Raw genomic sequence first — 11,433 nt, forward strand, 5'->3', positions numbered from 1 at the left:
CTCGGTCACGCGTGCGAGGGGGAGCGGATCAGAGGATCCGCTCGGCCTCGAGCTTCTTGGTCTCGGCGATCGCCTTCGCTGGGTTCAGCCCCTTGGGGCAGACATTGGCGCAGTTCATGATCGTGTGGCAGCGATAGAGGCGGAATGGATCCTCGAGATCGTCGAGCCGCTCGCCGGTCATCTCGTCGCGGCTGTCGGCGAGCCAGCGATAGGCCTGGAGGAGGATGGCGGGGCCGAGGAAGCGGTCGGAGTTCCACCAATAGCTGGGGCAGGAGGAGGAGCAGCAGGCGCACAGGATGCACTCATAAAGCCCGTCCAGCTTCGCGCGGTCCTCCGGCGATTGCAGGCGCTCCTTGCCCGAGGGATCGGGAGTGACCGTCTTCAGCCAGGGCTGGATCGAGGCATATTGCGCGAAGAAGTGCGTGAAGTCGGGGACCAAATCCTTCACCACGTCCATGTGCGGAAGCGGCGTGATCCGCACTTCGCCTTTATAATCCTCGATCGCGGTGGTGCAGGCGAGGCCGTTGCGCCCGTTCATGTTCATCGAGCAGGAGCCGCAAATCCCCTCGCGGCAGGAGCGGCGGAAGGTGAGCGTCGGATCGATGTCGTTCTTGATGCGCAGCAGCGCGTCGAGCACCATCGGCCCTGTCGCGTCGAGATTGAGCTCATACGTGTCGTAGCGCGGATTCTCTCCCGTCTCCGGATCGTAGCGGTAGATCTTGAAGCTGCGGGTCCGTCCGGGTCCCGCCGGATCCTTGAACGAGCGGCCCTTGCCTTTGATCTTGCTGTTCTTGGGAAGGGCGAATTCCGCCATGTCTTCAGATCCTTAGTAAACGCGGGCCTTGGGCTTGATATAGGAGATCTCGTCCGTGAGGGTATAGTCGTGCACCGGCCGATAATCGATCGAGACGCCGCCACCCTTGCCGCCCCAGCCGTCGAACCAGCTGATCGTGTGCTTCATCCAGTTGGCATCGTCGCGGTTCGGATAATCCTCGTGCATGTGGGCGCCGCGGCTTTCCTTGCGGTTCGCGGCCGAATGCATCGTCACCACCGCCTGGCCGATCAGATTGTCGAGCTCCAGAGTCTCGATGAGATCGGTGTTCCAGATGAGGCTCCGGTCGGTGACGCTGACGTCGGCCATGCGGCGGTAGATCTCGTCGATCTTGCCGCGGCCGATCTCGAGCGTCTCCTCGGTGCGGAAGACGGCGCAATCCGCCTGCATCGTCTTCTGCATCGCCGCGCGGATCTGCGAGGTCGGGCTGCCGCCCTTGGCATTGCGGAAATGGTCGAGCCGAGCGAGCGCCATGTCTTCCGAGCCCCTCGGGAGCGGCCGCTGCGCCGCGCCCTTCTGGACGATCTCGCCAAGGCGATGACCCGTGGCGCGGCCGAAGACGACGAGATCGATCAGGCTGTTGGAGCCGAGCCGGTTGGCGCCGTGGACCGACACGCACGCCGCCTCCCCCACCGCGAAGAGGCCGGGCACGACCGCATCCGGATTGCCGTCGCGAAGCGTCACCACCTCGCCATGAAAGTTCGTGGGAATGCCGCCCATGTTGTAGTGCACGGTCGGCACAACCGGCAGCGGCTGGCGCGTCAGATCGACGCCGGCGAAGACCTTGCCCGTCTCGGTGATGCCCGGGAGGCGTTCGGCCAGGATCTTGGCGTCGATATGGTCGAGGTGAAGGAAGATATGGTCCTTCTCCTTGCCGACGCCGCGGCCTTCGCGGATCTCCATGGCCATCGAGCGGGAGACGACGTCGCGGCTGGCGAGGTCCTTCGCCGAAGGGGCGTAGCGCTCCATGAAGCGCTCGCCCTCGGAATTGGTGAGGTACCCGCCCTCGCCGCGCGCGCCCTCGGTGATCAGCACGCCGGCGCCGTAGATGCCGGTCGGGTGGAACTGGACGAACTCCATGTCCTGGAGCGGCAGCCCGGCACGGAGCACCATCGCATTGCCGTCGCCGGTGCAGGTGTGCGCTGAAGTCGCCGAGAAATAGGCGCGGCCGTAGCCGCCGGTCGCAAGCACCACGGCCTGCGCGCGGTAGCGGTGGATGGCGCCGGTCTCCATGTCGAGCGCGATCACGCCGCGGCACTCGCCGCCTTCCATGATCAGGTCGATCGCGAAAAATTCGATGAAGAAGTCGGCGTCGTATTTTAGGCTCTGCTGGTAGAGCGTGTGGAGCATCGCATGCCCCGTCCGGTCCGCGGCGGCGCAGGTGCGCTGGGCGGGCGGCCCTTCGCCCATATTCTGCATCATTCCGCCGAACGCGCGCTGGTAGATGCGGCCCTCGTTGGTGCGGCTGAACGGAAGGCCGGCATGTTCGAGCTCGTAGACCGCCGCAGGAGCCTCCCGGCAGAGATATTCGATCGCGTCCTGATCGCCCAGCCAGTCGGAACCCTTGACGGTGTCGTACATGTGCCAGGTCCAGTGATCCGGACCCATGTTGCCGAGCGAAGCCGCGATACCGCCCTGCGCCGCCACCGTGTGCGAGCGCGTCGGGAACACCTTGGTGATGCAGGCGGTCTTGAGGCCGGTCTCCGCCGCGCCCATCGTCGCCCGGAGCCCCGCCCCGCCCGCGCCCACGACCACGACGTCGTAGATATGATCGATGATCTTATAGGCTTCGGGCATCTTCCGGGGCGCTCGCGAACGGGGGCTGTGCGCGGCTTTTAGGACGATGGCGGGAGGTTGCAAGGGCAGGGGAACGCATCCGGTTCGGAGCATTAGCCCCTCCACCGGCGCGTGTGGCTGTGGTAGCCCGGCAAAGATGGAGGAGCGATGAGGGCGGTCGAGAAGCGAACCGAGGTCAATCGGGCGGCGGCGCAGTGGCGGAAGAAGTTCACTGCCGGCGCGCAGGATATCGGGCGTATGTACGGGCTCCCCGTGTGGTGGCATGAAGACTTGGGCATCTGGGGCCACTTCGGAACGACCGGCGGGCGCGGCGGAAGCTTGCGTGACTGGAACGCATTCGGGCAGCAGCCATATCAATTTCGCAGCAGGATCGTGGTCGAGGTCAACCAGCCTCCGAGCGGCATCGACACCAATTTGCAGGCGGTGTTTGCCCGTGACGATGAGGGGAAGCTGTGGGTGCTTCATCAGGGGCGGATGAGCGTCGCTGGGAGCAGGGTTACTGAGCAAGACTTCATCGACGCCACAGGACTTAAGCCTGTCGAGGTAGAGTTCAGCGACGGGCGGATTGCCGATTATCACAAGGTGACTTCGCTCGATGCCGCTGCCCGCTCGGTTCAGGAAGCAATGGCCGTGTGGCTTGCACAGTGCGCCACCGCGCGCTCAGCGAAGCTCGGCGCCGATCCGCAAGTGGTGCAAGCGATCACGGCGGCACAGAAGTGGGAGCACGGTCTCAGCCCCGAAGCAGAGGGCGAATTCGAGATCAGCGCACGCGCTCCTGCTATTGGGCGGAGGCGCCACGGCGAAGTCTGGAAGGCTCTTGCGGCGGATCTCAAGCGGCGGGGCGTATCCCATTCGAACGACCGGGTGGCGCAATATGGGCCGGACCTCTTCACCTATGGCGGCACGCGCGTGCTCTTCGAGATCAAATCCGACGCAAGTGCGCAGGACATATTCGCGGGGGTGGGACAGCTTCATATCTACGAGCGGTTGCTGGCGGCGCAGCTGGGGACAGGAGGCTATAGCAAGGTGCTGGTCGTGCCCGAGGGCATGCGGTCGGCGCTCGAGAGGCCGCTCCGGGAGCTCAAAGTATCTGTCCTCACGTATCGAAGAAGCAAGGGAGTGGTGAGAATGGATTCCGAAGGACTGTCGGCGGCGCTCAAGAGCTGAGCACATTCATAGCAGAAGAGGGGTATCATGAACGGGGAAGATTGGTGGCGCGTGCTTCCCGTGCTGAGCGCGCTCGCGTCGATCGTCTCGGCTGTCTTGGTCTACCGCTTCACCCACCGCCACTCCATCCGTTCCAACACCGAGCGCTGGCTCGATTGCGTGCGCGACGATGTGGCCGAACTGGTGGCGGTGCATGTCATGATCCTGCGGCTGCCACCGCCGGCCCCACCGCAGCTCGGCAAAGCCTCACCCAAGGCCCCGGCACGGGCCGGGGACGAAGGCGCGGCGAAGCTAAGGTTGGAATGGGGGAAGCAGCGAGAGATGCTTCAGGTTCGGCTGCGATTGCGACTCACCAAGCGCACGCACCACCACCGGCGCCTAATCAACGCGGTTGGCCCCTTTCTCACCTGCCGAAGCGAGAAAGATATCGAACCGGCGCGGGAAGAAGTAGAGGAGGCCGCGTGCGCAGTGGTGGGAGAGACTTGGGGGCGCATAAAAAGAGGCTAACCTACGTTTAGGCACGGTGCTTGCCGGTTCGCCGGCCTGGGAAAGAGGTTCGGGATGGAGAAGGAAATGGCGACCGCCGTTGCAGCGCTGTTCGCCGCGTTCGTGGCGCTGCTCGTCGGTCTTACTACCGCGCTGATCGCGCGCCGGAACGCGGGTCTGCAGGCGGTGATCAACCAGCAGATGAAGCATGCGGAGTTCCGGCAGGCCTGGATCGATACCCTTCGCCAGGAGATGGCGACGCTGCGTGCGCTCGCGCTCACGTCAACGCATAGTTCCTTGGCTTCGGGAACGGGTGACGGGGCCGTTCAGTCGGCCGCGAAAGCGAGATTCGATATCCTCGCATCCGCGACGACCGTTCGTCTGATGATGGATCGCAAGGACCAGGATTACGACCGCCTCGTGGACCTCATCGAGAAGATTGAGGCGGAATCTTTCGAAGGAGCGGACACAGGGGAAGGACCTCGCGACAAAGACCTTCATAACTTCATAGAGGTCTGCCAGGACATCCTGAAGCGGGAATGGGAGGTAACCAAAGCCGACATGCACCGCTTGCCGGCGGAGTATGCGCGCAGCGAAGAGGCGAAGCGGCGCCGCGCGTGACTCAGTTGGGCGGTGACGGCGGCGGCAGCGCTTCGCCGTTGCGACCGAGTTCCCGGACAAGCCGGACATATTGGCGATCAAGCGCCTCGATCGCGCGCTGTGAGGGATGTTCAGCCTTCTTTTCCGCCTGCAGCAATTTCTGAACCGAGCCGATTTCACTGATCAACGCCTCGCGGTGAACGCGTCTTGTTTCGTTTCTCCGCTCGATCTGAATCCGGCGGCGGCCTCGCCACAGAAGGAGCGCTGTGACAATGCCCAAAATGGTGAGGATCGCACCGACGGGTTGTTGACCATGGTCGGGGCCGTTCATGAGATCGATCGAATAACCAAGCAGCATTCCGAAGAGTCCGCCGACGAGACCCACAAGAGTTGCCGTCTGCTTCGCCGCAAGAGATCCGACCTTGCGCAGTAGGTTGTTTTCGATCTGCCCGAGGGCGTCCAGCAGCCCCTCAGGCGGCGGCGTGGTCATAACTGTCCTCCCGCCACATTTTCTCCTTCATGACGGTTAGGCGCCGCAGCCGCGCGTTGAGCGAAAAAGCCGAAAAGGCGACGTCTACCAGTTGGACGAGAGCGTAGCCGCTGACCACAATCAGCGACGGCGCCCATTCAGCCAATCCCTGTTCAAGGGCCGCAAATTGCAGCAAGATTAAATATATTGAGACGCTGAAAACACCCACTGAAACCAATATCCAGAAAGCAAGAATGGTTGGGCCGCGAAGCCTTTCGGCCAACCGCGGATGATCAGCTTCAAAAGGCGGTAAATATGCCCTGATCTCGAAGCTACTTCCCTGAATTCCTGACGTCTCATCCTTCCCAAAGGCGTCACTACGCCCCTTGGCTCCGTCTCGACGCTCAGTCATAAGGAGGCCGCCCATGCGTCGCAGGATTGCTGCTTCATATTTTCATTTTGCGCCAAAGCCCACATTCTAGCAAGCGACGGCGCCGTCTCTGTTCAACCGGAATGGAGGGAATGGCAGGCGTATGCCTTTTCACAAGACGCGCGTCTGAGGGTGCGCAACTGCGTTTCCGTCTCAAGGGTTGAACCTCGGCCTCGGGAATGTTCTAGGCGGAGTCGCTGGAAGACGCCTCGCCGCTTTGCAAGGACGAGATCCAATGGATGAAACGCAGCCTCGGGGGTCGGGGGGCCGGGGCTGGGGGGTGGGGTCGCCGGCGGTGCGGATCCTGGCGGGGCTTGGGCTGGGGCTTGCGATCGGGGGGATCGGGGCGGCGACGGGGTGGCGGCTCGAGGGGGCGCTGGCGGTTGCCGGAGCGGTCGGCGGGATCTGGCTCGATGCGCTGAAGATGACGATCGTGCCGCTCGTCTTCTCGCTGGTGGTGACGGGAATCGCCGCGGCGGCGGCTTCGGCCGGGGCGGGCGGAGTCACGCGGGGGGCCTTCCTGCTGTTCACCGTGCTGCTGCTCGGCTCCGCGGTGACGGCTGCCTTGCTTGGTCCATTGCTCCTCGGCGCATGGTCGCCGCCGGCGATGGACGCGCTTCGGGCCGGCATCGCGCCCGGCGAGCTGCCTGCGGTGCCGCCGCCCGGCGAATGGCTTCGCGGCCTCGTGCCCTCGAACGTCGTCTCCTCCGCGGCCGCCGGGGCGATCGTGCCGCTGACCCTGTTCGCCTTGCTGTTCGGGCTTGCGGCGGCGCGGCTTCCGGAGGAGCGCGGGCAGGCGGTGCTCGGCTTCTTCGCCGCGGTCGCCGAGACGATGCTGGTGATCGTCCGCTGGGTGCTGCTGCTTGCTCCGATCGGCGTGTTCGCGCTCGCCTTCGGAGTGGCGGCGCGCGTGGGGCTCGGCGCGGGTGCGGCGCTCGCCTGGTATGTGACGGTCCAGATCGTGGTGACCTTGATCCTCGGGCTAGCGATGTACCCGCTCGCGATCCTCGCCGGGCGGGTGAAGCCACTTGCGTTCGCGCGGGCCGCGGCCCCCGCTCAGGCGGTGGCGGCGAGCACCCAGTCCTCGCTCGCCTCGTTGCCGCTCATGCTCGCAGGCGCGGAGCGGCTCGGCCTCAGCGCGCGCGTTCCCTCGGTGATGCTGCCGCTGGCGGTCGCCTTGTTCCGGATCGCCGCGCCCGCCTCGATCGTGATCGTGACGCTGACGCTGGCGCGGATGACGGGCGTGGAGCTCGGCATCGGCCAGGTCGCGATCGTCGTCCTGATGGCGACCCTCAACACCCTGGTGATCGCCGGCCTTCCCAACCAGATCACCTTCTTCGCCGCCTACGCGCCGCCGGCGATCGCGGTGGGCCTGCCGATCGAGCTGCTGCCGCTGTTCCTGGCGATCGATACGATCCCCGACATCTTCTACACGGTCAGCAACGTCACAGCAGATCTTGCGGTGACTTCCGTGGCTGCTGCAGGCGCGCCCAACGGAGCTGCCTCTCCCGATGCGCCCGAAGAAAAAGGCCCGCCGCTGGACCAGTAGCGGCGGGCCTGTTCGACCGGGACAAAGGGCTGTGGGGATGCCTTGTCCTGCACCCGGCCTAAAGCCCGTATCGTTACTTCTGTGCTAACCAGCGGAATGCGGAAAATACGGTAAGAGCAGTTCCGCGGACTGAACCGAGCTGTCAGGCGGCGCCGGCGAAGGCGATCTTCAGCACCGAGAAGAAGGCGAGCGCTCCCGCGCCCAAAGCGAAGAAATTGAGCAGAGCGATCGAGAAGAGCTTCAGGCCTTCCTCGTGCACATAATCCTCGATCACCACCTGGAGGCCAAGCTTCAGGTGCCAGAAGGTGGAGACGATCAGGAGCAGCATTGGAACCGCCGCGATCGGCGAGGCCAGCCATTCGGTGACGGTGCCGTGGCCGAGGTCCGGAAGCCGGAGCAAAGAGACCAGGAGCCAGACGAAGAGGATGAGGGTCGAGACCGAGGTCAGCCGCTCGTGCCACCAATGGCCGGCGCCCGATCTTGCCGAGCCGAGGCCGCGGACCCGGCCGATCGGCGATTCCTGTCCTATCATTTGATCACCAGGATATAGGCCCAGAGGAGGGCGGTGAGGATCGCCGAGCCGAGGATGGTCATATTGGCCCAAAATTTGTTCTGCGAGATTTCGAAGCCGGCGCCGATGTCCATGACGAGGTGGCGGATGCCTGAGAGCGTGTGCTGGAAGAGCGCCCAGCTGAGGCCGATGCCGATCACGACGCCGTACCAATCGTCGGCGATGTCGGTGAAGGTCTCGTAGGCCTCGGCTCCGGTCGCGGCCGCCGCAAGCCACCAGACGAGCGCGATCGCGCCGACCGTGGCGAGGCCTCCGCCGGTGACCCGGTGAAGGATCGACACCAGCATGTGCGGGCCCCATTTCCAGACCGTGAGATGGGGCGAGAGCGGTCGAGCGGGATTTCGATGCATTGCGCGGGCGGCTCCTGTTGCCGGCGCTTTTAGGATGCTGGCGGGAGGTTGCAAGGGCGGGGTTTCCAGCCGCAGGGCCCGGCGCTAACGCGCCGCCATGGCAAACATCCTCGTGACCGGCAGCAGCCGGGGGATCGGACATTCGATCGTCGCCGCCCTTAAGGGGCACAATGTGATCGGCCACTCGTCGGCGGGCGGCGAGGGTCGGATCGCGGCCGACCTCTCGCGGCCCGAAGCGGCGCGGGCGCTCTGGTGGGAGGCGATGGGGGCGCTCGGCGGGCGGGTGGACGTGCTCGTCAACAATGCCGGCATCTTCGAGGCGGCGCCGATCGAGCAGGGTGACGAGACTTGGGTGGCGGAGTGGGAGCGGACGATGCGGATCAATCTCACCGCCGCCGCCGAGCTGTGCCGGCTCGCCGTGCTCCACTTCCGTCAAAACGGCGGCGGGCGGATCGTCAACGTCGCCAGCCGCGCCGCCTATCGCGGCGATTCGCCGCAGCACTGGCATTATGCGGCGTCCAAGGCCGGGATGATCGGGATGACCAAGTCGATCGCCCGCGGCTATGCGGCCGAGAACGTCCTCGCCTTCGCAGTCTGCCCCGGCTTCACCATGACCGGGATGGCCGAGGATTATCTCGACAGCCGCGGCGGATCGAAGCTGCTCGCCGACATCCCGCTCGGCCGCGTCGCCTCAACGGAAGAGGTGGCGGAGACGGTGCGCTGGTTCGCGGTCGACGCGCCCCCCTCGGCGACGGGCGCCGTGATCGACGTCAACGGCGCCAGCTATGTGCGCTGACCGTGGCCGATAGCTGGAAGATCAGCCTCGCCTGCACACGCGCCGAGGCGGAGGCGGTGCAGTGGGAGCTGCCGGAATTCGCGCATCTTGATCCGGCGCCGGTGATCATGTCGAGCGAGCCCGATCCCGCGGCTCCGGACGTGTGGCGGATCGACGCCTATCTGGAGCAGGAGCCGGATTCGGAGATGCTGGCGCTCCTGAAGGCGCTTGCCCCCAGCTCCGCCACGGAGCCGCTCGTCGAGCGGATCGACGAGCAGGATTGGGTGACGCTGAGCCAGCAGGGGCTGGAGCCGATCCGCGCCGGCCGCTTCTTCGTCCACACGCCTGCGCATCGGAGCGACGTTCCCGACAGGGCGGTGGCGCTTGAGGTGGATGCCGGCCGCGCGTTCGGCACCGGGCATCACGAGACTACGACCGGATGCCTGATCGCGCTCGACCGGCTGAAGGAGGCGGGGGAGCGCTTCTCGAATATCCTCGATCTCGGCACCGGCACCGGCCTCCTCGCCTTCGCGGCGCTGAAGCTGTGGCCGGACGCGCGGGTGGCGGCGTCCGACATCGATCCGGTGTCGATCGAGGTGACGGAGGAGAATGCGGGGATCAACCGCATCCCCCTTGGCGACGGTGCGGGCGAAGTGGAGCTGGCGGTGGCGCCGGGGCTCGAGCATCCGAGCCTCGAGGCGCGGACGCCCTACGATCTGATCATCGCCAATATCCTCGCCGGCCCGCTGGTGGAGCTCGCGCCGTCGATAGGCGCGGCATTGGCGCCCGGGGGGCAACTGATGCTGGCCGGGCTGCTCGACCATCAGGCGGAGTCCGTCGCAACGGCCTATCGCGAGCAGGGGCTGGCGCCGAGCTTCAGCATCGTCCGAGGCGACTGGCCGACTTTGGTGATGCGGAAAGCCTAGCGCGCCGCCGCGACGATCGCGTTCCAGGCGGCTTCGTCGATCACTTCGATCCCGAGCTCCTGCGCCTTCTTGAGCTTGGAGCCGGCGCCAGGGCCGGCGATCAGCAGGTCCGTTTTCACCGAGACCGAGCCCGACACCTTGGCGCCGAGCGTTTCGGCCTGCGCCTTGGCTTCGTCGCGGGATAGGGTTTCGAGGCTTCCGGTGAAGACGAGCGTCTTGCCCGAGACCGGCGACTGCTTGGTCTCCCAGACGAGGTCCGCAGGGGCAACGCCGGCGGCGGCGAGGTCGTCCAGCACCTCGCGATTGTGCGGCTCCTCGAAGAAGTCGAGCAGCGCGCCCGCGACCTCGCCGCCGACGCCCGGCGTCTCGACGATCGCGGCGGCGGCATCGTTACGGCGCTTGCCGAACTTCCCGTCGCTTTCCCCGAGCGCCTGCGTCACCTCGGAGCGGGCGGCGAGGGCGCGGCTGATCATCGCCCGGAATGCCTCCCAGCTGCCGTAGCGGCGGGCGAGGTCGCGGGCGGTCACCTCGCCGACGTGGCGGATTCCGAGCGCGAACAGGAAGCGGTCGAGCGGCGGCGTGCGCTTGGCGTCGATTGCGGCGATGAGGTTGGCTGCGGAGATCTCCGCCCAGCGTTCGCGGGCGAGAAGCTTCTCCTTCGTCAGCTTGAAGATGTCGGCTGGCGACTGGATGAGGCCGTCGCGGAAGAAGCTCTCGATGTTGGTGATGCCGAGGCCTTCGATGTCGAGCGCGTGGCGCGACGCGAAGTGGCGGAGCCGCTCCACCCGCTGCGCGGGGCAGATGAGGCCGCCGGTGCAGCGCACGTCCACCTCCCCTTCCTCGCGCACCGCCTCCGATCCGCACTCGGGGCAATGGTCGGGGAAGACGTAGGGCGGCCGATCCTCCGCCGCCGTCAGATTCTCCAGCACTTGCGGGATGACGTCGCCGGCGCGTTGGATGCGGACTCGGTCGCCTGGCCGGACTCCGAGCCTCTCGATCTCGTCCTTGTTGTGCAACGTGGCGTTGGTGACGGTGACCCCGCCGACGCTCACCGGCTTCAGCCGCGCCACCGGCGTCAGCTTGCCCGTGCGGCCGACCTGGATGTCGATCGCCTCCAGGAGGGTCTCCGCCTTTTCGGCCGGGAATTTGTGGGCGAGCGCCCAGCGCGGGGCGCGGGCGACTTGGCCGAGGCGGCGCTGCCAATCGAGGCGGTCCACCTTGTAGACGACGCCGTCGATGTCGAACGCGAGGTCCGCGCGCTTCGCCTCGATCATCCGGTAGTGGGCGAGCAGCCCCTCCAGATCGGTGAAGACGGCGAGATCGCCGGCGATCGGCACGCCCCAGCCGGCGATCGCCTGCATCACGCCGAGTTGAGTCTCCGCGGGGATCGATGAGGCCTCGCCCCAGCCGTGGGCGTAGAAGCGGAGCGGGCGGGACGCGGTGACCGCGGCGTCCTTCTGACGGAGCGAGCCGGCGGCGGC

The 11,433-nt window shown here is 66.1% G+C and carries 13 protein-coding genes; 6 read left to right on the forward strand and 7 right to left on the reverse strand.

All coding sequences use genetic code 11. The features are described from left to right. Positions 1-28: 28 nt before the first annotated feature. Both VF662_RS01160 and sdhA read right to left on the reverse strand, forming a co-directional pair. Complete coding sequence (locus VF662_RS01160; protein WP_464136715.1) at positions 29-814, reverse strand: succinate dehydrogenase iron-sulfur subunit; 786 nt, start codon at positions 812-814, stop codon at positions 29-31. A gap of 12 nt (positions 815-826) precedes the next feature. Next, complete coding sequence (sdhA, locus tag VF662_RS01165) at positions 827-2,629, reverse strand: succinate dehydrogenase flavoprotein subunit (RefSeq protein ID WP_464136718.1); 1,803 nt, start codon at positions 2,627-2,629, stop codon at positions 827-829. Positions 2,630-2,776: 147 nt separating this feature from the next. Between sdhA and VF662_RS01170 the strand changes: the two genes are divergently transcribed. The 3 genes from VF662_RS01170 to VF662_RS01180 are packed head-to-tail and all read left to right on the forward strand — an operon-like array spanning position 2,777 to position 4,903. Next, on the forward strand, positions 2,777-3,796 hold the full coding sequence (locus VF662_RS01170; RefSeq protein ID WP_464136720.1) for a hypothetical protein: 1,020 nt from the start codon (positions 2,777-2,779) through the stop codon (positions 3,794-3,796). Positions 3,797-3,823: 27 nt separating this feature from the next. Then, positions 3,824-4,303 (forward strand): hypothetical protein, encoded by a 480-nt coding sequence (locus tag VF662_RS01175; protein WP_464136723.1) that lies wholly within the window; start codon positions 3,824-3,826, stop codon positions 4,301-4,303. A gap of 54 nt (positions 4,304-4,357) precedes the next feature. Continuing rightward, positions 4,358-4,903 (forward strand): hypothetical protein, encoded by a 546-nt coding sequence (locus VF662_RS01180; RefSeq protein ID WP_464136724.1) that lies wholly within the window; start codon positions 4,358-4,360, stop codon positions 4,901-4,903. A 1-nt stretch (position 4,904) separates the two neighbouring features. Here the strand turns inward: VF662_RS01180 and VF662_RS01185 are convergent, their stop codons facing one another. Beyond that, complete coding sequence (locus VF662_RS01185; protein ID WP_464136727.1) at positions 4,905-5,372, reverse strand: hypothetical protein; 468 nt, start codon at positions 5,370-5,372, stop codon at positions 4,905-4,907. Then, positions 5,353-5,763, reverse strand: a complete 411-nt coding sequence (locus tag VF662_RS01190; RefSeq protein ID WP_464136729.1) for a hypothetical protein — start codon at positions 5,761-5,763, stop codon at positions 5,353-5,355. The genes VF662_RS01185 and VF662_RS01190 overlap by 20 nt, the downstream gene beginning before the upstream one ends. Positions 5,764-6,061: 298 nt before the next feature. Here VF662_RS01190 and VF662_RS01195 point away from each other — a divergent pair, with 298 nt between their 5' ends. Continuing rightward, complete coding sequence (locus VF662_RS01195) at positions 6,062-7,330, forward strand: dicarboxylate/amino acid:cation symporter (RefSeq protein WP_464136731.1); 1,269 nt, start codon at positions 6,062-6,064, stop codon at positions 7,328-7,330. 142 nt (positions 7,331-7,472) lie between these two features. Here VF662_RS01195 and sdhD read toward each other — a convergent pair whose 3' ends face one another. Then, on the reverse strand, positions 7,473-7,859 hold the full coding sequence (gene sdhD, locus VF662_RS01200) for a succinate dehydrogenase, hydrophobic membrane anchor protein (RefSeq protein WP_464136746.1): 387 nt from the start codon (positions 7,857-7,859) through the stop codon (positions 7,473-7,475). Further along, positions 7,859-8,251 (reverse strand): succinate dehydrogenase, cytochrome b556 subunit, encoded by a 393-nt coding sequence (sdhC, locus tag VF662_RS01205; protein WP_464136735.1) that lies wholly within the window; start codon positions 8,249-8,251, stop codon positions 7,859-7,861. The genes sdhD and sdhC overlap by 1 nt, the downstream gene beginning before the upstream one ends. A 97-nt stretch (positions 8,252-8,348) precedes the next feature. On the opposite strand from sdhC, the gene VF662_RS01210 reads away from it, so the two are divergent. After that, positions 8,349-9,047 (forward strand): SDR family NAD(P)-dependent oxidoreductase, encoded by a 699-nt coding sequence (locus VF662_RS01210; RefSeq protein ID WP_464136737.1) that lies wholly within the window; start codon positions 8,349-8,351, stop codon positions 9,045-9,047. 2 nt (positions 9,048-9,049) lie between these two features. Then, the gene (locus VF662_RS01215) at positions 9,050-9,952 is read left to right on the forward strand and encodes a 50S ribosomal protein L11 methyltransferase (protein WP_464136740.1); all 903 of its coding nucleotides are present in this window, start codon (positions 9,050-9,052) and stop codon (positions 9,950-9,952) included. On the opposite strand, the gene ligA is transcribed toward VF662_RS01215, so the two are convergent. Beyond that, positions 9,949-11,433 (reverse strand): NAD-dependent DNA ligase LigA (gene ligA / locus VF662_RS01220; protein ID WP_464136743.1); only part of this gene is annotated, 1,485 nt, incomplete at its 5' end. The two genes, VF662_RS01215 and ligA, sit on opposite strands and share 4 nt — an antisense overlap.

The sequence above is a fragment of the Allosphingosinicella sp. genome (assembly GCF_036387215.1).
Lineage (GTDB): Bacteria > Pseudomonadota > Alphaproteobacteria > Sphingomonadales > Sphingomonadaceae > Allosphingosinicella.

Coding starts and splice junctions, on each gene's coding strand:
- VF662_RS01160 (WP_464136715.1), bottom strand. CDS start 814: ATGGCGGAATTCGCCCTTCCCAAGAACAGCAAGATCAAAGGCAAGGGC.
- sdhA (WP_464136718.1), bottom strand. CDS start 2,629: ATGCCCGAAGCCTATAAGATCATCGATCATATCTACGACGTCGTGGTC.
- VF662_RS01170 (WP_464136720.1), top strand. CDS start 2,777: ATGAGGGCGGTCGAGAAGCGAACCGAGGTCAATCGGGCGGCGGCGCAG.
- VF662_RS01175 (WP_464136723.1), top strand. CDS start 3,824: ATGAACGGGGAAGATTGGTGGCGCGTGCTTCCCGTGCTGAGCGCGCTC.
- VF662_RS01180 (WP_464136724.1), top strand. CDS start 4,358: ATGGAGAAGGAAATGGCGACCGCCGTTGCAGCGCTGTTCGCCGCGTTC.
- VF662_RS01185 (WP_464136727.1), bottom strand. CDS start 5,372: ATGACCACGCCGCCGCCTGAGGGGCTGCTGGACGCCCTCGGGCAGATC.
- VF662_RS01190 (WP_464136729.1), bottom strand. CDS start 5,763: ATGACTGAGCGTCGAGACGGAGCCAAGGGGCGTAGTGACGCCTTTGGG.
- sdhC (WP_464136735.1), bottom strand. CDS start 8,251: ATGCATCGAAATCCCGCTCGACCGCTCTCGCCCCATCTCACGGTCTGG.
- VF662_RS01210 (WP_464136737.1), top strand. CDS start 8,349: ATGGCAAACATCCTCGTGACCGGCAGCAGCCGGGGGATCGGACATTCG.